Origin of the sequence: Enterobacter cloacae complex sp. P16RS2 (genome assembly GCF_014982155.1) — a bacterium.
Taxonomy (GTDB): domain Bacteria; phylum Pseudomonadota; class Gammaproteobacteria; order Enterobacterales; family Enterobacteriaceae; genus Enterobacter; species Enterobacter cloacae_M.
In genome coordinates this window covers 240,913-266,478 of the sequence record NZ_JADCKW010000010.1, presented here as the reverse complement: position 1 = coordinate 266,478, position 25,566 = coordinate 240,913, and the positions used below count along the sequence as shown (strand labels likewise).

General features: G+C 55.5%; 24 protein-coding genes. 10 read left to right on the top strand and 14 right to left on the bottom strand.

Going from position 1 to position 25,566, the window contains the following annotated elements; translation table 11 throughout:
• Positions 1 to 73: 73 nt before the first annotated feature.
• From INF68_RS08315 to INF68_RS08255, 13 genes are all read right to left on the bottom strand, one after another.
• Complete coding sequence (locus INF68_RS08315; RefSeq protein WP_023309432.1) at positions 74 to 238, bottom strand: DUF2556 family protein; 165 nt, start codon at positions 236 to 238, stop codon at positions 74 to 76.
• 177 nt (positions 239 to 415) lie between these two features.
• Positions 416 to 712, bottom strand: coding sequence for a DNA-binding transcriptional regulator Fis (fis, locus tag INF68_RS08310; protein WP_000462905.1), 297 nt, complete (start codon positions 710 to 712; stop codon positions 416 to 418).
• Between the two features lie 23 nt (positions 713 to 735).
• Positions 736 to 1,701 (bottom strand): tRNA dihydrouridine synthase DusB, encoded by a 966-nt coding sequence (dusB, locus tag INF68_RS08305; RefSeq protein WP_109846521.1) that lies wholly within the window; start codon positions 1,699 to 1,701, stop codon positions 736 to 738.
• A 330-nt stretch (positions 1,702 to 2,031) separates the two neighbouring features.
• The gene (locus tag INF68_RS08300) at positions 2,032 to 2,772 is read right to left on the bottom strand and encodes a carbonic anhydrase (RefSeq protein WP_126785916.1); all 741 of its coding nucleotides are present in this window, start codon (positions 2,770 to 2,772) and stop codon (positions 2,032 to 2,034) included.
• Positions 2,773 to 2,900: 128 nt separating this feature from the next.
• Positions 2,901 to 3,782, bottom strand: a complete 882-nt coding sequence (gene prmA, locus INF68_RS08295) for a 50S ribosomal protein L11 methyltransferase (RefSeq protein ID WP_032639765.1) — start codon at positions 3,780 to 3,782, stop codon at positions 2,901 to 2,903.
• Positions 3,783 to 3,793: 11 nt separating this feature from the next.
• The gene (panF, locus tag INF68_RS08290) at positions 3,794 to 5,245 is read right to left on the bottom strand and encodes a sodium/pantothenate symporter (RefSeq protein ID WP_109846519.1); all 1,452 of its coding nucleotides are present in this window, start codon (positions 5,243 to 5,245) and stop codon (positions 3,794 to 3,796) included.
• Positions 5,235 to 5,477 (bottom strand): YhdT family protein, encoded by a 243-nt coding sequence (locus INF68_RS08285; RefSeq protein ID WP_126785709.1) that lies wholly within the window; start codon positions 5,475 to 5,477, stop codon positions 5,235 to 5,237. Before INF68_RS08285 ends, panF begins: the two co-directional genes overlap by 11 nt.
• A gap of 108 nt (positions 5,478 to 5,585) precedes the next feature.
• Positions 5,586 to 6,935, bottom strand: coding sequence for an acetyl-CoA carboxylase biotin carboxylase subunit (gene accC / locus INF68_RS08280; RefSeq protein WP_003860388.1), 1,350 nt, complete (start codon positions 6,933 to 6,935; stop codon positions 5,586 to 5,588).
• Between the two features lie 10 nt (positions 6,936 to 6,945).
• Positions 6,946 to 7,407 (bottom strand): acetyl-CoA carboxylase biotin carboxyl carrier protein, encoded by a 462-nt coding sequence (gene accB, locus INF68_RS08275; RefSeq protein ID WP_010436174.1) that lies wholly within the window; start codon positions 7,405 to 7,407, stop codon positions 6,946 to 6,948.
• A 21-nt stretch (positions 7,408 to 7,428) separates the two neighbouring features.
• Positions 7,429 to 7,881, bottom strand: a complete 453-nt coding sequence (gene aroQ / locus INF68_RS08270; protein ID WP_023309405.1) for a type II 3-dehydroquinate dehydratase — start codon at positions 7,879 to 7,881, stop codon at positions 7,429 to 7,431.
• A gap of 234 nt (positions 7,882 to 8,115) precedes the next feature.
• The gene (gene msrQ / locus INF68_RS08265) at positions 8,116 to 8,715 is read right to left on the bottom strand and encodes a protein-methionine-sulfoxide reductase heme-binding subunit MsrQ (protein ID WP_047174083.1); all 600 of its coding nucleotides are present in this window, start codon (positions 8,713 to 8,715) and stop codon (positions 8,116 to 8,118) included.
• Complete coding sequence (gene msrP / locus INF68_RS08260; RefSeq protein ID WP_029741739.1) at positions 8,716 to 9,717, bottom strand: protein-methionine-sulfoxide reductase catalytic subunit MsrP; 1,002 nt, start codon at positions 9,715 to 9,717, stop codon at positions 8,716 to 8,718. It lies immediately after the preceding gene.
• Positions 9,718 to 9,794: 77 nt separating this feature from the next.
• On the bottom strand, positions 9,795 to 10,769 hold the full coding sequence (locus INF68_RS08255; RefSeq protein ID WP_126785710.1) for an MDR family oxidoreductase: 975 nt from the start codon (positions 10,767 to 10,769) through the stop codon (positions 9,795 to 9,797).
• 183 nt (positions 10,770 to 10,952) lie between these two features.
• Between INF68_RS08255 and csrD the strand changes: the two genes are divergently transcribed.
• The 8 genes from csrD (at position 10,953) to tldD (ending at position 23,224) form a co-directional block, all read left to right on the top strand.
• Entirely contained in the window at positions 10,953 to 12,893 is a 1,941-nt protein-coding gene (csrD, locus tag INF68_RS08250; protein ID WP_126785711.1) for an RNase E specificity factor CsrD, read from the top strand.
• Between the two features lie 282 nt (positions 12,894 to 13,175).
• Positions 13,176 to 14,219 (top strand): rod shape-determining protein MreB, encoded by a 1,044-nt coding sequence (mreB, locus tag INF68_RS08245; RefSeq protein ID WP_000913396.1) that lies wholly within the window; start codon positions 13,176 to 13,178, stop codon positions 14,217 to 14,219.
• A 62-nt stretch (positions 14,220 to 14,281) separates the two neighbouring features.
• Positions 14,282 to 15,298, top strand: coding sequence for a rod shape-determining protein MreC (mreC, locus tag INF68_RS08240; protein WP_023309400.1), 1,017 nt, complete (start codon positions 14,282 to 14,284; stop codon positions 15,296 to 15,298).
• Entirely contained in the window at positions 15,298 to 15,786 is a 489-nt protein-coding gene (mreD, locus tag INF68_RS08235; RefSeq protein WP_023309399.1) for a rod shape-determining protein MreD, read from the top strand. The genes mreC and mreD overlap by 1 nt, the downstream gene beginning before the upstream one ends.
• Positions 15,787 to 15,795: 9 nt before the next feature.
• Positions 15,796 to 16,389 (top strand): nucleoside triphosphate pyrophosphatase, encoded by a 594-nt coding sequence (locus INF68_RS08230; protein ID WP_023309398.1) that lies wholly within the window; start codon positions 15,796 to 15,798, stop codon positions 16,387 to 16,389.
• On the top strand, positions 16,379 to 17,848 hold the full coding sequence (gene rng / locus INF68_RS08225; protein ID WP_010436156.1) for a ribonuclease G: 1,470 nt from the start codon (positions 16,379 to 16,381) through the stop codon (positions 17,846 to 17,848). The genes INF68_RS08230 and rng overlap by 11 nt, the downstream gene beginning before the upstream one ends.
• A 42-nt stretch (positions 17,849 to 17,890) precedes the next feature.
• Positions 17,891 to 21,694, top strand: a complete 3,804-nt coding sequence (yhdP, locus tag INF68_RS08220; RefSeq protein ID WP_126785713.1) for an AsmA2 domain-containing protein YhdP — start codon at positions 17,891 to 17,893, stop codon at positions 21,692 to 21,694.
• Between the two features lie 84 nt (positions 21,695 to 21,778).
• Positions 21,779 to 23,224 carry a metalloprotease TldD gene (tldD, locus tag INF68_RS08215; RefSeq protein ID WP_023309396.1) on the top strand — a complete coding sequence of 482 codons (1,446 nt, stop codon included), beginning with the start codon at positions 21,779 to 21,781 and terminating at the stop codon, positions 23,222 to 23,224.
• Positions 23,225 to 23,313: 89 nt separating this feature from the next.
• Here the strand turns inward: tldD and aaeR are convergent, their stop codons facing one another.
• A complete protein-coding gene (gene aaeR, locus INF68_RS08210; protein WP_023309395.1) occupies positions 23,314 to 24,240 on the bottom strand; it encodes an HTH-type transcriptional activator AaeR in 927 nt (308 codons plus the stop codon).
• A 179-nt stretch (positions 24,241 to 24,419) separates the two neighbouring features.
• Between aaeR and aaeX the strand changes: the two genes are divergently transcribed.
• Positions 24,420 to 24,623 carry a p-hydroxybenzoic acid efflux pump operon protein AaeX gene (aaeX, locus tag INF68_RS08205; RefSeq protein WP_003860416.1) on the top strand — a complete coding sequence of 68 codons (204 nt, stop codon included), beginning with the start codon at positions 24,420 to 24,422 and terminating at the stop codon, positions 24,621 to 24,623.
• A 7-nt stretch (positions 24,624 to 24,630) separates the two neighbouring features.
• Positions 24,631 to 25,563: a p-hydroxybenzoic acid efflux pump subunit AaeA gene (gene aaeA, locus INF68_RS08200; RefSeq protein WP_126785714.1), complete on the top strand. Its 933-nt coding sequence runs from the start codon at positions 24,631 to 24,633 to the stop codon at positions 25,561 to 25,563.
• Positions 25,564 to 25,566 lie beyond the last annotated feature (3 nt).

Sequence of the window (25,566 nt, the reverse complement as noted above, 5' to 3'; positions counted from 1 at the left end):
AGGTAATGGCTCAAAGGGATTTAAATCCCCGTTTTTAGTGGGTAATAACGGGGTGGTTTGCGCAATCGGGCGATTAGTCGAGCTCTGAGCAGTTCACGAGTTTCAGCGGATTAACGGAGTTCATATTGCGACACTTATCGGTTTCGGTGCTCATCAGTTCAATCCACTGCATCAGGAGTGTATCGAAAATGAGAACGGAGATTGCAAAGACAACCAGCCACCAGTATTTACGAATCATTGTGTCATTCCGCGAGAAAATCGCCAGTAAGGTGGGGGAAATATACACGAAAAACTGGGGTTGAAAAGCAGGAGAGGCGAAGGTTTACAATGCGTTGACGGAGAAGCGCAGGTAATAAAAAAGGCGCTTCCCCATGCCGAAGAGCGCCTTTTTAAACAAGCATTTAACTGATTAGTATCAGTTCATGCCGTATTTTTTCAGTTTCTTACGCAGAGTACCACGGTTGATACCCATCATCAGCGCAGCGCGGGTTTGGTTACCGCGGGTGTATTGCATCACCATGTCCAACAGTGGCTGTTCAACTTCAGCCAGTACCAGCTCATACAGATCATTAACATCCTGACCATTCAGTTGAGCAAAATAGTTCTTCAGTGCCTGTTTAACCGAGTCACGCAGGGGCTTTTGAGTTACCTGGTCCTGAGAGTTAACGGTAGAAACGGTCAGTACGTCAGAATTTACGCGTTGTTCGAACATAGTTCTGTCAGCTCTTTATTTCATTACGCAAGATTTTCGAAGTATGCCTCCAACGCCTCCAGCTGTACGCTGGCATCCTCTATGGCGTTGAATGTGCGCCGAAACTGGTCATCTGGAGCGTGCTCCTGGAGATACCAGGAGACGTGTTTACGCGCAATTCGGTACCCTTTTGCCTGACCGTAGTGGTCATGCAGTTCCCGAACATGCGAACAAAGCAAGCGCTTAACCTCTGCCATAGGCAGCGGGGCAAGCAGCTCCCCAGTGTCCAGATAATGCTGGATTTCCCGGAAGATCCAGGGTCTTCCCTGAGCTGCACGTCCTATCATCAGAGCATCAGCTCCCGTATAGTCGAGTACAGCCCTGGCTTTAAGCGGGTCAGTTATGTCGCCATTCGCGATAATCGGAATGGAAACTTTCTGCTTAACTGCCCGAATGCTGTCGTATTCAGCTTCACCGTTGAACAAACAGGCGCGAGTGCGTCCATGGATGGTCAGGGCCTGAATGCCACAGTCTTCGGCCAGTTGGGCAATCTCTACACAGTTACGGTGTTCCGGCGACCAACCCGTGCGAATCTTCAACGTAACAGGAACGTCCACCGCGCTGACAACCGCCGTCAGGATAGCTTTCACCTGGTCGGGGTATTGCAGAAGGGCTGAACCTGCAAGCTTGCGATTCACCTTTTTGGCCGGGCACCCCATATTGATATCAATAATCTGGGCACCACTTTCCACGTTAATCCGCGCGGCATCTGCCATCTCTTCAGGCACGCTTCCGGCAATTTGCACGGTGCGAATACCTGGTTCATCAACGTGCACCATCCGAAGGCGGGATTTATCGCTTTCCCAAACCTGCGGGTTAGACGACATCATCTCGGATACGGTTAAACCGGCTCCCATCTCATAGCACAGCGTCCTGAACGGCCGGTCTGTAATACCTGCCATTGGGGCTGCGATCAGGCGATTTCTAAGCTGGTGGTGTCCGATGCGCATGAGTTAAGAAATGACCATACTGTGACTGCAAGGCGGCGTATATTACGCATTTTTTGCACGAGATGAAAGGCCAAACTTTGAACAATCCACTGTTGTAGATCAAGGAATCGCCACCCAATCTTCCCGTTAAAAATTATTCATTATTTAAATCATTAAGTTATATGTTAATGGTTATTTTATGGGCGCTTAGAATTTCCCGTAACTTCTCATCATTTCTGAATAAATGCGTCGCTGAAGCGGGATAATCTGCTGTTTTTAGCAGCAGATTTCCCTTCTTCTTTGCGATCTACCTCGCATTTTAGAACATGATCGTCATGCGAAAAATGCGCCTTATTCGACCACAACGCGCCCATGCAGCGACTGTACCGGACGGTTATTATCGTGATGCATCGTCTGGGTGAATCTGGCCAGCTGTTCTGCAGAAACCGTCAGGGGCTGCTTAAGTACAATCCAGGTGACGCCTTCTGAACACGGTGGAGTGGTCAGTGAACCGCTAAAGCGCCAGTACGTTTTATCTTTTGGCAGCAGTTTGTTCAGGTTGAGATCCTGTTTGATGGAGACGTTCTGCTCGGCCTGCTGAGGCATAACGCGCCACAGTTTTTCTAGTTCCGGGTTTGCGGTTCCTTTATCAAACATGACCGCCACCACCGTCAGTTCCCCACTGGCATTTTTATGAACCAGATGCATTTCCATCGCGTATCTCTTGCCATGTACGGTGTTTTCGCTCGGCGCGTGGAAATGGAACTGCTGTAACGTCCAGGTTTGCTTATCGAGAGTAAGAGTATCGCGGGTGTTCGCCTGTTCACCTGCCTGAATGGTATGACCATTGTTCGTCAGTGTAACAGGGCCATCAACGTAGTGGGTTTGTAGCGGGGAGAGATGGGCGATAGCGGTCGAATCAATATTAATAGGGGACTGGTTCATTCCGCTTTGACAGGTCTTATATGCCTCGTCCAGCTCGCCCCAGTGTTGCGGTGAACCTTCCCCTTCATAGCTCCAGTGTGATGCGAATGCTGAAGCCGAGATCATGCTCAGCGCCAGCAGCGCTGCCTTGCCTGTAACCTGTGTCATCATATTCTTCCGGTGAATTTTTGTAATACAAACCAACATGATTTGTAGGGTTATTTTACCGAAGAATGAACGGTGGAGAGAGGATTATCAGAGGGGGAGAGGCGTGGTCAGATGACCACGCCAGATTCTTATTTTTTACGACCGGTGATGCGGCACCACTCTTCTTTTTCCACTACCGGATCAAGGGCAAAGAGATCGGCGTAGGCTTCACACACGCTGTCGGCCTGGCTCGCCAGGATACCGGAAAGACCCAGCAGACCGCCCTCAACGGGCAGCACGCTGATTAACGGAGCCAGCTCGCGCAATGGGCCCGCCAGAATGTTTGCGACCACCACATCGGCTTTCATGGCGTCTGGCTGAGCATCCGGCAGATACAGCTCCAGACGATCGGAGACGCCGTTACGCTCGGCATTATCGCGGCTGGCCTGAATCGCCTGCGGATCGATATCGATCCCGATGGCTTTTGCCGCGCCCAGCTTCAGGGCTGCAATCGCGAGGATCCCGGATCCACAGCCGAAGTCGATCACCGTCTTACCGTCCAGATCCAGACCATCCAGCCACTGCAGGCACAGGGACGTGGTTGGGTGAGTGCCGGTACCAAACGCCAGGCCCGGGTCGAGCATCACGTTGACCGCATTCTCGTCCGGGACGTCGCGCCAGCTTGGGCAGATCCACAGACGTTTGCCGAACTGCATCGGGTGGAAGTTATCCATCCACTCGCGTTCCCAGTCTTTGTCTTCCAGCTGTTCGATTTTATGCACGAAACCCGCGCCCAGCAGAGGATGATTCTCCAGAATCGCGACAACCTCTTTCATATCGGTTTCGGCATCAAACAGGCCAATAACGTCGGTATCACCCCACAGGCGGGTTTCGCCCGGCAGCGGCTCAAAGACCGGCGTGTCATGCGTGTCCTGGAAGGTGATAGAGACCGAACCGGCCTCCATCAGCGCATCGCTCAGCTCTTCGGCATTCGCGCCGGTTGTGTTCAGTTTTAGTTGGATCCACGGCATGGCAAAACTCTTTATTTATCAGTAGAAATCATAGCGGGTTGTGGGACGGGTTGACCGAAACGGTTCCCCACCACAAACGCCAGTAAACTTAGCAGTAACGAAGGCACAATTGGATGGAAGCCCAGGTACTGAATCTTAAACGTTGCGAGGACGGCGTAAAGCACGCCGCCGACAATCATCGCGCTCAGCGCACCGGCGGCATTCGCGCGCTCCCAGTAGAGCCCTAACACCAGCGGCCACAGGAATACGGCTTCAAGCCCACCAAATGCCAGCAGGTTCAGCCAGATGATCATCTCCGGCGGGCGCCACGCGGCTAACAGCAGCAATGCCCCTAATGCCAGAGTAATAACGGCCGACATGCGCTTCAGGCGCCGTTCATTCTCTGCCTGCTCAGGACGCAGGTTCAGATAGAGATCTTTAATGATCGTAGCGGAACTTTGCAGCAGCTGAGCGTTGATGGTCGACATAATGGCGGCCATCGGTGCGGCGAGGAAGATCCCGGCGGCAAATGGCGGCAGTACTTTAACCATCAGGGTTGGGATAACCAGATCGGGTACGGTAAGGTCAGGAATTACTGCCCGACCTAACGCGCCTGCCAGGTGCATACCAAACATCAGGATTGCGACAACGATAGTGCCGATAATGATACCTCTGTGCACGGCTTTGCTGTCTTTGTAAGAGATACAGCGCACGGCGGTATGCGGCAGGCCAATCACCCCAAAGCACACCAACACCCAGAACGAGGTCATAAAGGTTGGCGAAAGAATGTCATCCGCGCCCTGCGGTGAGACCAGTTTCGGGTCGATGGCTTCCAGCGTTTCGACGGCGTGGCTCAGGCCACCCGCAGCATGCACAATGCCGACCAGCAGAACAAGGGTGCCAATAAGCATCACCAAACCCTGCATCGTATCGTTCAGCACGCTGGCGCGGAATCCGCCAAACGCGGTATACAGTGCAATGCTGACTCCGAAGATGATCAAGCCTGTCTCGTAGGGAATACCCGCCGCCGTTTCCAGCAGGCGTGCCCCGCCGATAAACTGCACCGTCATTGCGCCAATAAAGGCCACCAGCAGGCTTAAGCTGGCCAGCCACACCAGTAAACGGCTCTGATAGCGGGCAAACAGCATATCGTTGAGCGTCACGGCATTATAACGGCGCGCCAGAATGGCAAATTTTTTACCCAGTATGCCCAGCGAGAGCCAGACGGCTGGAAGCTGGATCATCGCCAGCAGCACCCAGCCTAACCCGTATTTATAGGCCGCACCGGGTCCGCCGATAAACGAGCTGGCGCTGATGTAGGTCGCGGTCAGCGTCATGGCCAGCACGACGCCGCCCATCGAGCGGCTGCCAAGAAAATACTCGTTCAGGAAGGTGCCCGTCGTTCTTTTACGCATGGCGTAAACGGATAAACCAAACACCACTAACAAGTAAGCGATAAGCGGCAGAATGACTTCAAGCTGCATCATCGTCCTCCAGCGGAATATCGCGATAGATGAATTTCACCATTGCCCAGCACAGCAGGATGAAAACCAGCGGTACCAGCAGACACGCCATTTCGAACCAGTGCGGCAGGCCGGTGATGCCAATAGCGGAGTCAGGTAAGTAAGCAGCTACTAACCATGCGGCGAGATAGAGAAGGGTCAGCCACAGCGCCCAGCGCGCTTCTTTATGGGCCTGAACAAAACGTTTGTCCATTTTTTGTCCCTTGTGGATGAAGAAAGCGGGGATTGTACATGATGAGGCTTTCCAGGCCCCAGAAATAAAAAAGGCCGGATAATCCGGCCTTTTAGCAACACAGGTCTCTTACTTCTCGTTCAGACCGAGTTTTTTCTCCAGATAGTGGATGTTGGTTCCACCATTCTGGAAGTGCTCGTCGCTCATGATACGCATCTGCAGATCAACGTTGGTTTTGATACCGTCGATGATCAGTTCCTGCAGGGCGTTTTTCATGCGGGCAATCGCCACGTCACGGTTTTCGCCGTAGCAGATAAGCTTGCCGATCATTGAGTCATAGTACGGCGGTACGGTGTAACCGGCGTAGATATGAGACTCCCAGCGCACACCAAAGCCACCCGGCGCGTGGAAACGCGTGATTTTACCCGGGCTTGGCAGGAAGGTGTTCGGGTCTTCGGCGTTAATACGGCACTCTACCGCATGACCTTTCACCACAACTTCTTCCTGCTTGATGGACAACGGCTGGCCCGCAGCGATACGCAGCTGTTCTTTGATCAGGTCAACGCCGGTGATCATCTCGGTAACCGGGTGTTCAACCTGAATACGGGTGTTCATTTCGATGAAATAGAACTCGCCGTTTTCGAACAGGAACTCAAAGGTACCTGCCCCGCGATAGCCGATATCGACACACGCTTTGGCGCAACGCTCGCCGATGTAGCGACGCAGTTCCGGAGTAATGCCCGGTGCTGGCGCTTCTTCGACCACTTTCTGGTGACGACGCTGCATGGAGCAGTCACGTTCTGCCAGATAGATCGCGTTACCCTGACCGTCAGCCAGCACCTGAATTTCGATGTGGCGTGGGTTTTCCAGGTATTTTTCCATGTACACCATGTCATTGCTGAAAGCGGCTTTCGCTTCTGCTTTGGTCATGGAGATGGACTGCGCCAGTTCAGCATCGCTACGCACAACGCGCATACCGCGACCGCCGCCGCCGCCGGACGCCTTGATGATAACCGGGTAGCCAATGCGTTTAGCATGAGCACGGTTAGCATCCATGTCGTCGGTCAGAGGGCCGTCAGAGCCTGGTACGGTTGGAACACCGGCTTTTTTCATCGCGGTGATTGCAGACACTTTGTCGCCCATCAGGCGGATGGTGTCGGCTTTCGGGCCGATGAAGATGAAGCCAGAGCGTTCAACCTGCTCAGCAAAGTTGGCGTTCTCAGAGAGGAAGCCGTAACCCGGATGAATTGCCACCGCGCCGGTGATTTCAGCGGCGCTGATGATAGCCGGGATGTTCAGATAGCTTTTTACGGACGGAGCCGGGCCAATACAGACCGTCTCATCCGCCAGCAATACGTGTTTTAAATCGCGATCCGCGCTTGAGTGCACAGCGACGGTCTTGATGCCCAGTTCTTTACAGGCACGAAGAATACGCAGTGCGATCTCGCCACGGTTGGCGATAACAATTTTATCCAGCATGTACGCCTCGTTACTCGATGACGACCAGCGGCTCGTCAAATTCAACCGGCTGACCACTTTCGACCAGAATCGCTTTCACAGTACCTGATTTGTCTGCTTCGATCTGGTTCATCATTTTCATCGCTTCAACGATGCACAGGGTATCGCCTACGTTGACTTTCTGACCCACTTCGATGAACGCCTTCGCGTCCGGGCTCGGGGTGCGGTAGAAAGTACCAACCATTGGGGAACGTACGATGTGACCACTGATTTCTGCTGCAGCGGCAGGTGCGGCTTCAGCTGCTGGCGCAACGGCTGCGGAGAGCGCAGGCTGCTGCACTGGCGCAGCATAAGCCTGCTGCATTACCGGGAAGCTAGCGGCTGGGGCTGCACGGCTGATGCGTACAGACTCTTCGCCTTCAGAAATTTCCAGTTCGGAGATGCCTGATTCTTCAACCAGCTCGATCAGTTTTTTAATCTTACGAATATCCATGAGTGGGTTCCGTACTCTTGTTTAGTGTGATTGTGACAAGCGTTTTACCGCTGTCTGTAAAGCGTATGAATAGCCGTCTGCGCCCAGTCCACAGATAACGCCAGCAGCGATATCCGACAGATACGAATGGTGACGGAACGGCTCTCGGGCGTGCACATTACTCAGGTGGATCTCGATAAACGGGATACTCACCGCAAGCAGTGCGTCGCGGATAGCAACACTGGTGTGCGTAAACGCGGCCGGATTGATCAGGATATAGTCCACATTGTCTTTAGCCTGATGAATACGGTCGATGAGTGCGTACTCCGCATTCGACTGAAAATGATCCAAATCCACATTCAGTGACGCTGCTTCCGTTCCCAGACGGTTAACAATTTCACTCAATGTTAGCGTGCCGTACTTCTCTGGCTCACGGGTGCCGAGCATGTTCAGGTTCGGTCCGTTCAAAACTAAGATATGGAATTTATCAGTCATTATGCCGCTATCTCCTGCGATTTTCGGGTAAAAAACAAAATATACCTTCGAAACGCAAATGTCACCTTTTCAGAGGCTTAAAACCGCTGTCAGGCGAACCAAGGTCGCACATTATAACGATTTCGTAGCATTTAGCAGCTAAATACTGGTCTTATCAGGGAAGATTATCAACCGCTATCCGAAAAAGATTTGCGGTTGACGGGTAATCTGCGGGAAAACGCACAGTTTCGCGAACTATCGCAACCACTGGCGGAACTTCTTGTAACGCCATGCTAAAAGCGCCGCGGCCGCCAGTGCATACAGGATTGGCTGCGGCGAGAGGATCTTCACCGACCACAGGTAATGAATCGGAGCGAGGATCGCGACAAGATAGACGAAGTTGTGCAACAGCTGCCAGCGCCTGCCCAGTTTTCGCTGCGCATATTGCGTGGATGTCAGCGCTAACGCCAGTAAAACCACCCAGCTCACGATACCCAGCGTCAGATAAGGACGAGTCACCAGTTCGCGGCCAAGCAGCGCCAGATTGTTAATTCCCAGTTCCAGCAGGGCGTAGCTGGTGAGGTGCAGCGTCGCCCAGGCAAAACACCATAGCCCTAATAGCCGACGGGTGCGTATCAATAAGGGCTGTTTAGCGTAGCGCGCCAGCGGCGAGACGAGCAAGGTGGCCAGCAAAAATTTCAGAGCCATCCGACCGGTAAAATGCTGGATATCCTTTGCCGGGTCTGCGCTAAAGAGCCCCTGGCTGGCGGCCCAGAACAGCCATATAAAAGGAAGCAGCCCGGCCAGGTGCAGTAGCACTTTCAGCCAGGTAATCTGTTTTGCCGTTAAACGCACTCAGAAGTTCTCCCGTAAGTTGAGACCACGGTAAAGCGAAGCCACTTCATCCGCATAGCCGTTAAACAGCAGCGTCGGCTGGCGCTTTACGTCCAGCGCACCGCCGGAACCAATAAACCGCTCGGTTGCCTGCGACCAGCGCGGATGATCCACGTGCGGGTTCACGTTGGCGAAGAAACCGTATTCGTCCGGGGCCGCCAGATTCCAGGTGGTTGGCGGACGTTCGCGGGTAAGCTTAATGCTGACGATAGATTTAATCCCTTTGAAGCCATATTTCCACGGTACGGTTAAACGGATGGGGGCGCCGTTCTGCGGCGGAAGCGCTTTGCCATAAACGCCAACGGTCAGCAGGGTGAGGGGGTGCATCGCTTCGTCAAGACGTAGCCCCTCCACATACGGATACTCAAGCCCGCCGCCGATAAACCGATCTTTCTGCCCGGGCATCTCGTCCGGCGCATAGCGCGTCTGGAAAGCGACATATTTCGCATTGCTGGTGGGTTCAACCATCGCCAGCAGCTTATGCAGCGGGAAGCCGATCCAGGGCACCACCATCGACCAGGCTTCCACGCAGCGCATGCGGTAGATACGCTCTTCGAGCGGGAAACGGGTGGTGAGATCGTGATGGTCCAGCGTCAGGGGTTTTGCCACTTCGCCATCAATTTTCAGCGTCCACGGATCGGTTTTGAGGCTCCCCGCGTTGGCGGCAGGATCGGCCTTATCGAGACCAAATTCGTAGAAGTTGTTGTAGCCGGTAACTTTATCTTCCGGCGTGAGCGTCAGCTTGTTTTGCCATTCGGCTGGTTTCGTAAAGGTGAGCGGGGCGCCGGATGGGGCCTTTGGCCGATCGTTGCCTTTAAACCAGTCGAGCAGGTCGGCGTGTGCCGCCGGAGAGAGCGTCAGGGCTGTGGCGCTGATGCCAAGCATTTTCAGGATCTGGCGGCGCTGTAACATAAAGACAGACTCAGACGTTACGTCGGCTTCCGTCAGTTTTCGGTTTTTCATGGCATCCTCCGTCATGCGTTTTTCTAAGCATGACGGAGGAGAGGGATTCGCGCGAATATGTCACGAAAATTTGAAGATTAGGCGATTTTCACCAGAGCGCGGCCGTGGAACTGGTTGTCCATGATCTTACTGGCGTATTCCGGCGCCTGGCTGAGGGTTATCTCCGTTGCGCTCTGGGTATAGAAAGATTCCGGCAGATCGCGCACCAGCCGTTCCCAGGCTTCATGACGACGGGCCGGCGGGGTCATTACGGAATCCACACCCTGCAGGCGTACGTTACGCAGAATAAATGGCATCACGGTGGTTGGCAGGGCAAATCCGCCGGCCAGACCGCAGGCTGCCACGCATCCGCCGTAGTTCATCTGCGCCAGGACTTTTGCCAGCACCTTATCACCTACGGTATCCACCGCCCCTGCCCAGACCTGTTTTTCCAGCGGACGGGTTTCGGCAAATTCGTCGCGGCTGAGAATGCGGCTGGCACCGAGCTGGCGCAGATAGTCATGGGTGCTTTCACGGCCGGAAACCGCAGCGACCTGATAGCCCAGCTTGTGGAGTAGCGTGACTGCCGTGCTGCCCACGCCGCCGCTGGCGCCGGTGACGACAATGTCACCCGACTCAGGGCGGATACCCGCATCTTCCAGCGCCATCACGCACAGCATGGCGGTAAAGCCTGCCGTACCGACGATCATCGCCTTGCGGCCATCCATGCCTTTCGGCACAGGCACCAGCCAGTCGCCCTTCACGCGCGCCTGCGTGGCCAGCCCACCCCAGTGATTTTCACCCACACCCCAGCCGGTGAGCAGCACCTGCTGGCCCGGATGGAAGCGCGGATCCTCGCTGGTATGAACCCGGCCCGCGAAATCAATACCAGGCACCATAGGGAAATTTCGGATGATTTTACCCTTACCGGTAATAGCCAGCGCATCTTTATAATTTAAACTGGACCAGTCGATGTCGACGGTTACTTCGCCTTCCGGCAGGCGGCTCTCTTCTACCGGCTGCACTGAGGCAAGCGTTTTGCCGTCCTGCTGTTCTAAGATCAAAGCCTGCATAAGGGGTCCTCTCGACTCATATGATTGGAAAATAATTTCTGAAGACTATACTCGCTCAGGGAAACGCGGTGCCGATTTAACGCAATAAATTGCCAGATACACCCGATTTGGTAGTATGCCGCATTTGAAATGCAAGTTAGCGCTTACTCGCTACCCCCATCAACCCACGGAGTAATCTCAAGGATGCGATTAACGACGAAGTTCTCAGCTTTTATCACCTTGCTGACGGGGCTTACCATTTTTGTCACCCTTCTGGGCTGCTCTCTGAGCTTTTACAACGCCATTCAGGACAAACTGGTCAACCGGGTACAGTCTGTCGCGTCGGTAATTGATACGCGTCTGCTAACGACGCCGCTACCAACGCTCACCAGTGAGCTTGATGAGTTGATGGTACCTGTTGACATTGTTCAGATCGACATTCAGCAGGGAAAGCATCGTGTTTTAAGCCATGAACGGCCGGGGAGCTATCGGCCTGCGGGCGTGGTGAGCCAGTATCGGGAAGTGACGGTGCATTCCCTCAAAAATCCGGGGATGACCATACGCATGGTCTATCTCGATCCGATGGCCAGCTATTTTCGTTCCATGATGACCACCGCGCCGCTCACCGTCGCCGTTGCGTTTATCGTCCTGCTGATCTTTCTCGCGGTCCGCTGGTTGCGCCGACAGCTCTCCGGCCAGGAGCTGCTGGAGATGCGCTCCGTGCGGATCCTAAACGGTGAACGCGGCCCGCAGGTGCGTGGCTCGGTCCATGAGTGGCCGTCACGCGCCAGCAGCGCGCTGGATACGCTGCTCTCGGAAATCCAGTTTGCCAGCGACCAGCGCAGCCGAATGGATACGCTGATTCGCTCTTATGCCGCCCAGGATAATAAAACTGGCCTTAACAACCGTCTTTTCTTTGATAATCAGCTCGCCACGCTGCTCGACGATTCAGAGAAAGTGGGGACTCACGGGGTGGTGATGATGATTCGCCTGCCCGATTTCGATCTCCTGCGCGACACCTGGGGACAGCGGGCCGCGGAAGAAAACCTCTTTACGCTGATCAACCTGCTCTCCACCTTTATTATGCGCTACCCGGGCGCGCTGCTGGCCCGCTATCACCGCAGCGACTTTGCCGTGCTGTTGCCTCATCGTACGCTGAAGGAATCCGAAAGCATCGCCAGCCAGCTGCTGAAGGCAGTAGATGCGCTGCCGCAGAGCAAAATGCTCGACAGGGACGATATGGTCCACATGGGGATCTGCGCCTGGCGTGGCGGACAATCCACAGAGCAGGTGATGGAACATGCGGAAGCCGCTACCCGCAACGCCGTGTTGCAGGGGGCCAACGGATGGGCGGTTTACGATGACTCGCTGCCGGAAAAAGGGCGCGGCAACGTGCGCTGGCGCACGCTGATTGAGCAAATGCTCAGCCGCGGCGGTCCACGTATTTATCAAAAACCCGCGGTCATGAAAAACGGCAACGTTCATCACCGGGAACTGATGTGTCGTATTTTTGACGGTACAGAAGAGGTCATCTCTGCTGAATATCTGCCGATGGTGCTGCAATTTGGCCTGTCTGAAGAGTATGACCGCCAGCAAATTACCCGACTGATTCCGTTTTTATCCTTCTGGCCTGAAGAAAACCTGGCGTTACAGGTCACCGTGGAGTCGTTAATACGCCCACGTTTTCAGCGCTGGCTACGTGATACGCTAATGCAATGCGAAAAATCGCAACGTAAACACATTATTTTTGAACTTGCTGAGGCCGATGTAGGTCAACACATCAGCCGGTTACGTCCGGTGGTACGTTTGATCAATGCGCTCGGTGCACGTATCGCTGTGACGCAGGCAGGTTTAACGCTGGTCAGCACCAACTGGATCAAGGAACTGGATGTGGAGTTATTAAAGCTACATCCTGGGCTGGTAAGGAATATTGAGAAGCGTACGGAAAACCAGCTGCTGGTACAGAGTCTGGTAGAAGCGTGCAAGGGTACGCGAACACAAGTATTTGCCACGGGCGTGCGCTCCAGAAGCGAATGGCAGATGTTAACAGCGCGCGGCGTGATGGGCGGTCAGGGGGATTTTTTTGCTGCCTCTCAACCGCTTGACACCAACGTGAAAAAATATTTGCAAAGATACTCTGTTTGACCTGCCGTTTACGCTGTTTTCACGTAGAATATCGCGCCTGTAGCTTTGAGTATGTCGAGCAAAAAGCCAGTGAACGACCTGTAACGGGTTACAAACGTCAGTGGGGAACGCTACTGTTTACTCAGCCCTGAGGGAGTCAGGGGATGATTTTGTAACATCAGGAAACGTGCTGCACAAATTTTCACCGTTGCAGATGATTTTTGCGCCTTGTCGCTGCTGCGTGTGGTTGGTAAAGTAAGCGGATTTTGTTTTCCGCCCCAGCTTTCAGGATTATCCCTTAGTATGTTGAAAAAATTTCGTGGCATGTTTTCCAATGACCTGTCCATTGACCTGGGTACCGCGAATACCCTTATTTATGTAAAAGGACAAGGCATCGTATTGAATGAGCCTTCCGTTGTGGCCATTCGTCAGGATCGTGCAGGCTCGCCGAAAAGCGTGGCTGCAGTGGGTCATGACGCGAAGCAGATGCTGGGTCGTACCCCTGGCAACATCGCCGCCATTCGCCCAATGAAAGACGGCGTTATCGCCGACTTCTTCGTGACTGAAAAAATGCTTCAGCACTTCATCAAGCAGGTTCACAGCAACAGCTTCATGCGTCCAAGCCCGCGTGTTCTGGTGTGTGTGCCGGTTGGCGCAACCCAGGTAGAGCGTCGCGCAATCCGTGAATCTGCCCAGGGTGCAGGTGCACGTGAAGTGTTCCTGATTGAAGAGCCAATGGCTGCGGCCATCGGTGCGGGCCTGCCTGTTTCCGAAGCTACCGGTTCTATGGTGGTGGATATCGGTGGTGGTACCACTGAAGTGGCCGTTATCTCTCTGAACGGCGTGGTGTACTCCTCTTCCGTACGTATCGGTGGTGACCGCTTCGATGAAGCCATCATTAATTATGTGCGCCGTAACTACGGCTCTCTGATCGGTGAAGCCACCGCAGAGCGTATCAAACACGAAATCGGCTCTGCGTATCCGGGCGATGAAGTGCGTGAGATCGAAGTGCGTGGCCGTAACCTGGCTGAAGGTGTTCCACGCGGTTTCACCCTGAACTCCAACGAAATTCTGGAAGCTCTGCAGGAACCACTGACGGGCATCGTGAGCGCGGTAATGGTTGCGCTGGAACAGTGCCCACCAGAGCTGGCGTCCGATATCTCCGAGCGCGGTATGGTTCTGACCGGTGGTGGTGCGCTGCTGCGTAACCTCGACCGCCTGTTAATGGAAGAGACAGGTATTCCTGTCGTAGTTGCAGAAGATCCACTGACTTGCGTCGCCCGTGGTGGTGGCAAGGCGCTGGAAATGATCGACATGCACGGCGGCGATTTGTTCAGCGAAGAGTAGTCGAGTTTGAGAGGGTAGCAATTTGCTACCCTTTCTCTCTGACGCGAGAATACGCATAGCCTATGAAGCCAATTTTTAGCCGTGGCCCATCGCTACAGTTTCGCCTTATTCTGGCGGTTCTGGTTGCGCTTGGGGTCATTATTGCCGATAGCCGCCTCGGTACGTTCAGCCAGATCAGAACGTACATGGATACCGCCGTCAGTCCTTTCTACTTTGTTTCAAATGGTCCCCGTGAACTGCTCGACTCCGTTTCTCAAACGCTGTCTTCGCGCGACCAACTCGAACTCGAAAACCGGGCATTACGTCAGGAACTGCTGCTGAAAAATAGCGAACTGCTGATGCTGGGGCAATACAAGCAGGAAAACGCGCGTCTGCGTGAACTGCTCGGCTCGCCGCTGCGTCAGGATGAGCAGAAAATGGTCACGCAGGTGATCTCCACCGTGAACGACCCCTACAGCGATCAGGTTGTGATCGACAAAGGGAGCGTGAACGGGGTGTATGAAGGTCAGCCTGTTATCAGCGATAAAGGCGTTGTGGGCCAGGTTGTTGCCGTGGCCAAACTGACCAGCCGCGTGCTGCTGATTTGCGATGCCACGCATGCGCTGCCGATCCAGGTTCTGCGCAACGACATCCGCGTGATTGCGGCCGGTAACGGCTGTACGGACGACCTGCAGCTGGAACATCTGCCGGCTAACACGGATATTCGCGTGGGCGACGTGCTGGTGACGTCCGGCCTGGGTGGACGCTTCCCTGAAGGCTATCCGGTTGCGGTGGTCTCTTCGGTCAAGCTGGACACCCAGCGTGCCTATACCGTGATTCAGGCCCGTCCAACCGCCGGTTTGCAGCGTCTGCGCTATCTGCTGCTGCTGTGGGGTGCCGATCGTAACGGTGCTAATCCGATGACGCCTGAAGAGGTGCATCGCGTGGCGAACGAGCGCCTGATGCAGATGATGCCGCAGGTTCTCCCGCCTGCGGATTCCATGGGGCCGCCTGCACCAGTACCGGCGCCGGCAACAGGGTTAACGCAGCCGCTGCCGGACGCGCCGCCACCGCCTAAACTCTCTTCGGGAGGGCAGTAGTGGCAAGCTATCGTAGCCAGGGACGCTGGGTCATCTGGCTCTCGTTTCTCATTGCACTGTTACTGCAAGTGATGCCCTGGCCGGATGACATTCTCGTTTTCCGGCCAAACTGGGTATTACTCATTTTACTCTACTGGATCCTTGCCCTGCCGCATCGCGTAAATGTCGGCACAGGTTTCGTGATGGGTGCCATACTTGATCTCATTAGCGGCTCTACGCTTGGCGTGCGCGCCTTGTCCATGAGCATTATTGCGTACCTCGTCGCACTCAAATTCCAGCTCTTTCGTAACCTTGCGCTCTGGCAACAGGCCCTGGTGGTGATGCTATTGTCGCTCGCTGCGGATATCGTTGTTTTCTGGGCAGAGTTTTTAGTGATCAACGTCTCTTTCCGACCGGAAGTGTTCTGGAGTAGTGTAGTAAACGGTGTGCTCTGGCCATGGTTATTCCTGCTGATGCGTAAGGTTCGCCAGCAGTTTGCTGTGCAATAAAAGGTTTCTATGACGTCTTTGTATCTCGCTTCCGGCTCCCCGCGCCGTCAGGAACTCCTGACGCAGCTAGGGGTCTCTTTTGAACGCATCGTTACCGGCATTGAAGAAAAGCGTGCTGAGGGCGAAAGCGCTCAACAGTATGTGTCTCGCCTGGCGCGCGAGAAAGCGCAGGCGGGCGTGGCCAGTGTGCCACGCGATCTTCCCGTGCTGGGAGCAGATACCATCGTTATTCTGAACGGTGAAGTGCTTGAGAAACCGCGCGATGCCGATCATGCGGCGCGCATGCTGCACAAAATGTCCGGACAAACGCATCAGGTGATGACGGCCGTCGCGCTGGCTGACCGCCAGCACGTGCTGGATTGCCTGGTGGTGACCGAAGTGACGTTCAGAGTACTTACCGACGACGACATCGCCGCTTATATTGCCAGCGGTGAACCGATGGATAAAGCAGGTGCATACGGTATTCAGGGGCTGGGTGGCTGTTTTGTCAGGAAGATTAATGGCAGCTATCACGCCGTAGTCGGCTTACCGCTGGTGGAAACGTATGAGTTGCTGAGCAATTTTAACTCACTGCGTGAGGGAAGGGATAATTATGACGGCTGAATTGTTGGTAAACGTAACGCCATCGGAAACCCGTGTGGCCTATATTGATGGTGGTATTCTTCAGGAAATTCATATTGAGCGTGAAGCGCGGCGCGGAATAGTAGGCAATATCTACAAAGGTCGTGTCAGTCGTGTACTACCGGGTATGCAGGCGGCTTTTGTAGATATTGGACTGGATAAGGCGGCGTTTTTACATGCCTCCGATATCATGCCGCACACCGAGTGCGTCGCGGGCGAAGAGCAAAAGCAGTTTGCCGTGCGCGATATTTCTGAACTGGTGCGTCAGGGGCAGGATCTGATGGTGCAGGTGGTGAAAGATCCCCTCGGTACCAAAGGCGCCCGTCTGACCACCGACATTACCTTACCTTCCCGCTATCTGGTCTTTATGCCCGGCGCGTCGCACGTGGGCGTCTCACAGCGTATTGAGAGCGAAACCGAGCGCGAGCGTCTGAAAAAAGTGGTCAGCGCCTACTGCGATGAACAGGGCGGATTTATCATCCGTACCGCTGCGGAAGGGATCAGCGAAGAAGACCTGGCATCGGATGCGGCATACCTGAAGCGCGTCTGGACAAAAGTGATGGAGCGTAAAAAACGCAACCAGACCCGCTACCAGCTCTACGGTGAACTGGCGCTTGCTCAGCGCGTTCTGCGTGACTTTGCTGACGCGCAGCTCGACCGCATTCGCGTGGACTCGCGCCTGACCTATGAAGCGCTGCTGGAATTTACCGCTGAGTACATCCCGGAGATGCCAGGCCTGCTGGAGCATTATTCAGGGCGTCAGCCGATCTTCGATCTCTATGATGTCGAAAACGAGATCCAGCGCGCGCTGGAGCGTAAGGTCGAGCTGAAGTCCGGCGGCTATCTGATCATCGATCAGACCGAAGCGATGACCACCGTCGATATCAACACCGGCGCGTTTGTCGGCCATCGCAACCTTGATGACACCATCTTCAACACCAACATCGAAGCCACGCAGGCGATTGCGCGCCAGCTTCGTCTGCGCAATCTGGGCGGCATTATCATCATCGACTTTATCGATATGAGTAATGAAGACCATCGTCGCCGCGTGCTGCACTCGCTTGAGCAGGCTCTGAGTAAAGATCGCGTGAAAACCAGCATCAACGGCTTCTCACAGCTGGGGCTGGTGGAAATGACGCGTAAGCGTACCCGTGAGAGCGTGGAGCATGTGCTATGTAATGAATGCCCAACCTGCCATGGACGCGGAACGGTAAAGACGGTTGAGACCGTCTGCTACGAAATTATGCGTGAAATCGTCCGTGTTCATCATGCCTACGACTCCGATCGTTTTCTGGTCTATGCTTCCCCTGCGGTGGCTGAAGCGCTGAAAGGCGAAGAGTCACACGCGCTGGCGGAAGTGGAAATCTTTGTCGGCAAACAGGTAAAAGTACAAATTGAACCGCTCTATAACCAGGAGCAGTTTGACGTCGTGATGATGTAAGACGCAGTACGCTGCGTGACGAATGCTGACAAGGAGAGATGCGTGAGGCGATTGCCGGGGATTTTATTGCTTACAGGGGCAACGCTGGTCGTGATTGTCGCGTTGCTCGTGAGCGGGCTACGCCTCGTATTACCGCATCTGGACAGCTGGCGTCCGCAGCTGCTGGCTAAAATTGAATCTACTACCGGCGTGCCGGTGAACGTAAGCCAGCTAAGCGCTAACTGGCAGAATTTTGGCCCGACGCTTGATGTCCGGGATATCAACGCCAGCCTGAAAGATGGCGGCCACCTGAAAATCAAACGCGTGACCCTGGCGCTGGACGTCTGGCAAAGCCTGCTGCATCTGCGCTGGCAGTTTCGCGATCTCACCTTTTATCAACTCCAGTTCCTGACCAATACGCCGCTGTCTGGCGGCGATAGCGGTCAGGGCCTGGAAGCCAACCGCTTCAGCGATCTTTTCCTCCGTCAGTTCGATCACTTCGATCTGCGCGACAGTGAAGTGAGCTTCATTACCCTTTCCGGCCAGCGCGCCGAACTGGCGATCCCTCAGCTGACCTGGCTCAACGGTAAAGAACGTCACCGCGCCGAGGGGCAGGTCAATCTCTCAAGCCTGAACGGCCAGCACGGCGTGATGCAGGTACGGATGGATCTGCGGGACGATGACGGTCTGTTAAACAACGGCAAAGTCTGGCTGCAGGCCGACGATGTTGACGTGAAGCCGTGGCTGGGCGACTGGCTCCAGCAAAATATGCAGCTGGAGACTGCCCGTTTCAGCCTTGAAGGCTGGCTGACCCTGACCAAAGGCGAATTTGCCAGCGGCGATATCTGGCTCAAGCAGGGGGGCGCCAGCTGGAAAGGCGAAAAACAGCAGCATCAGCTTTCCGTCGATAACCTCACCGCGCACGTGACGCAGGAGAAAGAGGGCTGGCAGTTTGCCATTCCGGATACGCGCATCACCATGGACGGCAAGCCGTGGCCGCGCGGTGCGCTGACGCTGGCCTGGATGCCGGAGCAGGACGTCGGCGGCACGGCCAGTAAACGCAGCGACGAGCTGCGCATCCGTGCCAGTAACCTGGATTTAGCCGCCATTGAAGGGCTACGCTCGATGGCGGCAAAGCTCTCTCCTGACCTGGGCGAGATCTGGCTGGCTACGCAGCCGAGCGGAAAGATTGATTCTCTGGCGCTGGATATTCCGCTTCAGGCGACGGAAAAAACCCGTTTCCAGGCGACATGGAAAGATCTTGCCTGGAAGCAGTGGAAGCTGCTGCCGGGTGCGGAGCACTTTAGCGGCAAGCTTGAAGGCAGCGTGGAGGACGGCAGGCTGACGGTTGATATGCACGACGCCAAAATGCCTTACGAGACGGTCTTCCGCGCGCCGCTGGAAATCGAACAGGGCAGCGCGGTGCTTAACTGGCTCCGTAACGACAAGGGCTTCCAGCTTGATGGCCGCCATATCGATGTGAAAGCCAAAGCCGTTCACGCGCGCGGCGATTTCCGCTATATACAGCCTGAAGGCGATGAGCCGTGGCTGGGCATTCTGGCCGGGATCAGCACCGATGACGGCTCTCAGGCCTGGCGTTACTTCCCGGAAAACCTGATGGGAAAAGCCCTGGTGGACTATCTCAGCGGCGCGATTCAGGGCGGTCAGGCGGACAATGCCACGCTGGTGTACGGCGGTAATCCGCATCTTTTCCCGTACAAACATAATGAAGGCCAGTTCCAGGTGCTGGTGCCGCTGCATAACGCGACCTTTGCGTTCCAGCCCGGCTGGCCTGCGCTGAAAGACCTGGATATCGAGCTCAACTTCCTCAATGACGGGCTATGGATGAAGTCCGACAGCGTGGCGCTGGGCGGCGTGACGGCCAGCAACCTGACGGCCAACATCCCGGATTACTCCAAAGAGAAGCTGCTGATTGATGCTGACATCAACGGTCCGGGCAAAGCGGTGGGACCGTACTTTGAGGAGACGCCGCTGAAAGATTCGCTGGCGGCGACGCTCCAGCAGCTACAGCTTGATGGCGATGTGAATGCTCGCTTACATCTTGATATCCCGCTGGACGGAGAGATGACCACCGCCAAAGGTGACGTCCGCCTGAAGAACAACAGTCTGTTCATCAAACCCCTTGAGAGCACGCTGAAAAATCTCAGCGGGCAGTTCAGCTTTGACAACGGAAACCTTAAGAGCGAGCCGCTTACGGCCAACTGGTTTAATCAGCCCGTTAATATCGACTTCACGACCACCGAGGGTGAAAAGGCTTATCAGGTGGCCGTCAATCTGGACGGTAACTGGCAGCCAGCGCGCATGGACGTCCTGCCGAAGCCCATTGAGGCGTCAGTGCAGGGCGCAGTCGCCTGGCAGGGGAAAGTGGCAATTGACCTGCCTTATCACGCGGGCGCCCAGTATAAGGTCGACATCACGGGCGATCTGAAAAACCTTCAGAGCCAGCTGCCTGCGCCGCTGGATAAACAGGCCGGACAGCCCCTGCCGGTAAAGCTGAACGTCGATGGCAACCTGAACAGCTTCGCGCTGACCGGAAGCGCGGGTGGGACAAACCACTTCAACAGCCGATGGCTACTTAACCGCAAGCTCACCCTCGACAAAGCCATCTGGACAACGGATAGCCGCTCCACGCCGCCTCTGCCGGAGCAGGCTGGCATTGAGCTGAATCTCCCGCCGATGGACGGCGCAGAGTGGCTGGCGCTGTTCCAGAAAGGCGTTGGGCAAAACGTTGATGAAACCGCCCAGTTCCCGCAAGCCATTACCGTACGTACGCCGTCGCTGATGCTGGGCGGGCAGCAGTGGAACAACCTGAGCATTGTCTCGCGGCCTGGCGCTAACGGCACGAAGGTGGAGGCCCAGGGCAGAGAGATCAACGGCACGCTGACCATGCGCAATCACGCGCCTTGGCAGGCGGCGATCCGCTACCTCTACTACAACCCGGCAAGCGCCGCGAGCGGGAAAGATAAACCGGCAGAGACGTCGCCGCTGAGTAATGTCTCCCGCGTCGATTTTAGCGGCTGGCCCGATCTCCAGCTGCGCTGCGCGGAGTGCTGGCTGTGGGGGCAGAAATATGGCCGTATCGACGGCGATTTCACCATCCAGGCAAATACGCTTACGCTCTCTGGTGGCCTGGTTGATACCGGTTTTGGCCGCATGACGGCCGCAGGGGAATGGGTGAATAACCCGGGCGAGCAGCGAACGTCCCTGAAGGGTGACATTAAAGGCAACAAGCTGGATGCGGCAGCCAATTTCTTTGGTATCAGCACGCCGCTGCGCGGCTCGTCATTTGACGTCGATTACGATCTTCACTGGCGTGACGCCCCGTGGAAGCCGGATGAGGCCTCGCTGAACGGCATTCTGAAAACCCGCTTCGGCAAAGGTGAAATTGCCGACGTGAGCACGGGGCGCGCCGGGCAGATCCTGCGCCTGCTGAGTTTTGATGCTCTGCTGCGCAAGCTGCGCTTCGATTTCAGCGATACCTTCAGCGAAGGTTTCTACTACGATTCCATCCGCAGCACGGCGTGGATCAAGGACGGCGTTCTGCATACGGACGACACGCTGGTGGATGGCCTGGAAGCGGATATCGCCATGAAAGGCTCCGTTAACCTCGTGCGACGCGAGCTGGATATGGAAGCCGTGGTGGCACCGGAAATTTCCGCGAGCGTGGGCGTGGCGGCGGCCTTTGTGGTGAACCCGATTGTCGGTGCGGCGGTGTTTGCCGCCAGCAAAGTGCTGGGTCCGCTGTGGAGCAAAGTCTCCATTCTGCGCTACCGCATTACCGGTCCGGTCGATAAACCGCAGATTAACGAGGTGCTGCGCCAGCCGCGCAAAGATGCACAGCAATGATTTGACGTGGGCAGGTAATTGCCTCACTCTCAATAAATACGATCTTTATACCGCCACGGGCGGCAACGAACGAGTAGCAATACGATGAGTCTGAACCTGGTAAGTGAACATTTGCTCGCAGCGAACGGCCTGAATCATCAGGACCTGTTCTCCATTCTTGGTCAACTGACCGAACGCCGTCTCGACTACGGCGACCTTTATTTCCAGTCGAGCTATCACGAATCCTGGGTTTTAGAAGACAGCATCATTAAAGATGGCTCTTACAACATCGACCAGGGCGTCGGCGTCCGCGCCGTTAGCGGCGAGAAAACCGGTTTTGCCTATGCCGATCAGATTAGCCTGGCTGCACTTGAGCAGAGCGCGCAGGCCGCACGTACCATTGTGCGTGATACCGGCGATGGTCGCGTGAAAACCCTGGGAGAAGTGCAGCACTCTGCGCTCTATACCAGCATCGATCCTCTGCAGAGCATGAGCCGTGAAGAGAAGCTGGATATCCTGCGTCGCGTGGACAAAGTGGCGCGTGCTGCTGATAAACGCGTGCAGGAAGTTTCAGCCAGCCTGAGCGGTGTCTATGAACTGATTCTGGTGGCGGCAACGGACGGCACTCTGGCGGCAGACGTTCGCCCGCTGGTACGTCTCTCCATCAGCGTGCAGGTCGACGACGACGGCAAACGCGAACGCGGCTCAAGCGGCGGCGGCGGTCGTTTCGGCTATGACTGGTTCCTGGGCGACGTTGACGGTGAAGCGCGCGCTGACGCGTGGGCAAAAGAAGCCGTGCGCATGGCGCTGGTGAATCTGAATGCCGTCGCGGCGCCGGCGGGCTCATTCCCGGTGGTGCTGGGCGCTGGCTGGCCGGGCGTGCTGTTGCACGAGGCCGTAGGCCACGGCCTGGAAGGCGACTTTAACCGTCGCGGGACGTCCGTGTTCAGCGGTCAAATCGGGCAGCTTGTCTCCTCTGAACTGTGCACCGTGGTGGATGACGGCACGATGCGCGATCGTCGCGGCTCGGTGGCTATCGACGATGAAGGTACGCCCGGCCAGTACAATGTGCTGATCGAAAACGGCGTGCTGAAAGGCTACATGCAGGACAAACTCAACGCGCGTCTGATGGGCGTGGCGCCAACGGGCAACGGACGCCGTGAATCTTACGCGCACCTGCCGATGCCGCGCATGACCAACACGTACATGCTGCCGGGCAAATCCACGCCGCAGGAGATTATTGAATCCGTTGATTACGGTATCTTTGCGCCAAACTTTGGCGGCGGCCAGGTGGACATTACCTCCGGTAAGTTTGTTTTCTCCACGTCAGAAGCGTATCTGATCGAGAAAGGCAAAGTGACCAAAGCGGTGAAGGGGGCGACGCTGATTGGCTCCGGTATTGAAGCCATGCAGCAGATCTCTATGGTCGGTAACGATCTGAAGCTGGATAACGGCGTGGGCGTCTGCGGTAAAGAGGGTCAGAGCCTGCCGGTTGGCGTGGGCCAGCCGACGCTGAAAGTGGACAACCTGACGGTAGGCGGCACGGCGTAATTTTTTTCCCTTCACCCTACCCCTCTCCCCAAAGGGGAGAGGGGATTGCTCTACGCTGTCTTTTCTCCCTCGCCCTTCTGGGGAAAGGCTTACTCTTTCCTTCTCCCCCGCATCCCCTGAAATAGCTCCGCCACGTCCACAAAATACTCGGTCAGATAGTTAATACACACCTGTACCTTGAGCGGGAGTTTGTCTTTTTCGGTATACAAGGCGTACACCGGACGCGGATCGGACTGGTAGCGCGGGAAGAGGATCTCCAGCACGCCGCTGTTGATCTCGTTGATCACCCACATTAACGGCACGTAGGCGATCCCGGCGCCGGCCACCAGCCAGCGTGAAATGGTCATCGGATCGTTGGTGACAAACCGCCCTTCCGGCAGCAGCCTAGTGGAGATCCCTTCCGGGGCAATCAGCTCAAATTCATTATCGGGCCGCACGCTGTACTCCAGCCACGAGTGGTTGGTGAGATCGGCGGGTTTCTCCGGCACACCGTACTGCGCCAGATAGCTCTTCGAAGCGCAGACGACCATCGGCATGCTGCCCAGCCTACGCGAGAACAGGCTGGAATCCTGCAATGCGCCGACGCGGATCACCACGTCCAGCCCGTCGGCAATCAGATCCGGCGCCGGGATACCCGTCACCAGATTGACCGTAAGACCGGGGTACTCTTTCAGCATATCCGCCGTCATGGCAGCGAGAACATTTTGTGCCATAGTTGAAGAACACCCGATGCGCAGCGTGCCGATGGGGGTGTTGTTGAAGGCATAGAGCTGTTCGTGAACATCCTGCACTTCAAGCAGCATACGGCGGCAGCCCTGATAGTAAATTTTACCCGCTTCCGTCAGCCCAATGCTGCGGGTGCTGCGGTTGAGCAGCTTGACCTGAAGCTCATCTTCCAGTTTGGACACCGTCTGGCTGATGGATGAGACGCTCATCTGAAGCTGGCGTGCAGCGGCGGTAAAAGAGCCCAGCTCAACCACTTTGGCGAAGACCGACATGCGTTTTAAACGTTCCATTGTTCACTCTGGCTTAAAAGTGATTTAGATCACATATTATAGATAACAGCATAACAGTTACGTTAATATATTATTAATTACATAACGGCTGCGCCATTCTCGCCCGGCGTTTCTTGCTCTCCTGCGGTGGCGTGCGCTAAAAAATTCTGAAGCCTGCACTCTCTCTTATCAAGGTCAACATGAGTCTGTTTCCCGTTATCGTGGTGTTCGGTCTGTCGTTCCCACCGATATTTTTCGAGCTTCTTTTATCACTGGCGATCTTCTGGCTGGTGCGCAAGGTGCTGGTCCCTACCGGGATCTACGATTTCGTCTGGCACCCTGCATTGTTCAATACCGCGCTGTATTGCTGCCTGTTTTATCTGATATCGCGCATGTTTGTCTGAGGTTGATGTGAAAACGCTAACAAGAAAAATCTCCCGCACTGCCATCACAATGGCGCTGGTTATCCTCGCCTTCATCGCTATTTTCCGCGCCTGGGTTTATTACACCGAATCACCGTGGACGCGTGATGCACGCTTCAGCGCCGATGTGGTGGCAATAGCCCCTGACGTGGCCGGTCTTATCACGGCGGTCAACGTCCACGATAACCAGTTGGTGAGAAAAGATCAGGTCCTGTTCACCATCGACCAGCCTCGTTACCAGAAAGCGCTGGAAGAGGCGGAAGCGGACGTGGCCTATTATCAGGCGCTCGCTGCGGAGAAACGCCGCGAGGCAGGCCGCCGTAATCAGCTGGGCGTTCAGGCAATGTCCCGTGAAGAGATTGACCAGTCCAATAACGTGCTGCAAACCGTGCTGCACCAGCTGGCGAAAGCGCAGGCAACGCGCGATCTGGCGAAACTCGATCTCGAGCGCACCGTGATCCGCGCGCCGTCCGATGGCTGGGTGACCAACCTCAACGTCTATGCCGGGGAATTCATTACCCGTGGCTCTACCGCCGTGGCGCTGGTTAAACAGAACTCCTTCTACGTGCTCGCCTACATGGAAGAAACCAAGCTGGAAGGAGTGCGCCCAGGTTATCGTGCTGAAATTACGCCGCTCGGCAGCAACCGCGTCTTTAAAGGCACCGTCGACAGCGTTGCCGCAGGGGTGACTAACTCCAGCAGCTCTAACGATGCCAAAGGGATGGCGACGGTCGATTCCAACCTGGAGTGGGTACGTCTGGCCCAGCGCGTGCCGGTGCGCATCCACCTGGACGAACAGCAGGGAAATCTGTGGCCTGCGGGTACCACGGCGACGGTGGTGATCACCGGTGAAAAGGACCGGGATGCCAGCCAGGACTCGTTCTTCCGTAAAATTGCCCACCGCCTGCGCGAGTTTGGTTAATCG

Excerpts from the sequence above, each read along its gene's own strand:
- INF68_RS08315 (WP_023309432.1), bottom strand. The coding sequence starts at position 238 with ATGATTCGTAAATACTGGTGGCTGGTTGTCTTTGCAATCTCCGTTCTC.
- fis (WP_000462905.1), bottom strand. The coding sequence starts at position 712 with ATGTTCGAACAACGCGTAAATTCTGACGTACTGACCGTTTCTACCGTT.
- dusB (WP_109846521.1), bottom strand. The coding sequence starts at position 1,701 with ATGCGCATCGGACACCACCAGCTTAGAAATCGCCTGATCGCAGCCCCA.
- INF68_RS08300 (WP_126785916.1), bottom strand. The coding sequence starts at position 2,772 with ATGACACAGGTTACAGGCAAGGCAGCGCTGCTGGCGCTGAGCATGATC.
- prmA (WP_032639765.1), bottom strand. The coding sequence starts at position 3,782 with ATGCCGTGGATCCAACTAAAACTGAACACAACCGGCGCGAATGCCGAA.
- panF (WP_109846519.1), bottom strand. The coding sequence starts at position 5,245 with ATGCAGCTTGAAGTCATTCTGCCGCTTATCGCTTACTTGTTAGTGGTG.
- INF68_RS08285 (WP_126785709.1), bottom strand. The coding sequence starts at position 5,477 with ATGGACAAACGTTTTGTTCAGGCCCATAAAGAAGCGCGCTGGGCGCTG.
- accC (WP_003860388.1), bottom strand. The coding sequence starts at position 6,935 with ATGCTGGATAAAATTGTTATCGCCAACCGTGGCGAGATCGCACTGCGT.
- accB (WP_010436174.1), bottom strand. The coding sequence starts at position 7,407 with ATGGATATTCGTAAGATTAAAAAACTGATCGAGCTGGTTGAAGAATCA.
- aroQ (WP_023309405.1), bottom strand. The coding sequence starts at position 7,881 with ATGACTGATAAATTCCATATCTTAGTTTTGAACGGACCGAACCTGAAC.
- msrP (WP_029741739.1), bottom strand. The coding sequence starts at position 9,717 with ATGAAAAACCGAAAACTGACGGAAGCCGACGTAACGTCTGAGTCTGTC.
- INF68_RS08255 (WP_126785710.1), bottom strand. The coding sequence starts at position 10,769 with ATGCAGGCTTTGATCTTAGAACAGCAGGACGGCAAAACGCTTGCCTCA.
- csrD (WP_126785711.1), top strand. The coding sequence starts at position 10,953 with ATGCGATTAACGACGAAGTTCTCAGCTTTTATCACCTTGCTGACGGGG.
- mreB (WP_000913396.1), top strand. The coding sequence starts at position 13,176 with ATGTTGAAAAAATTTCGTGGCATGTTTTCCAATGACCTGTCCATTGAC.
- mreC (WP_023309400.1), top strand. The coding sequence starts at position 14,282 with ATGAAGCCAATTTTTAGCCGTGGCCCATCGCTACAGTTTCGCCTTATT.
- INF68_RS08230 (WP_023309398.1), top strand. The coding sequence starts at position 15,796 with ATGACGTCTTTGTATCTCGCTTCCGGCTCCCCGCGCCGTCAGGAACTC.
- rng (WP_010436156.1), top strand. The coding sequence starts at position 16,379 with ATGACGGCTGAATTGTTGGTAAACGTAACGCCATCGGAAACCCGTGTG.
- tldD (WP_023309396.1), top strand. The coding sequence starts at position 21,779 with ATGAGTCTGAACCTGGTAAGTGAACATTTGCTCGCAGCGAACGGCCTG.
- aaeR (WP_023309395.1), bottom strand. The coding sequence starts at position 24,240 with ATGGAACGTTTAAAACGCATGTCGGTCTTCGCCAAAGTGGTTGAGCTG.
- aaeX (WP_003860416.1), top strand. The coding sequence starts at position 24,420 with ATGAGTCTGTTTCCCGTTATCGTGGTGTTCGGTCTGTCGTTCCCACCG.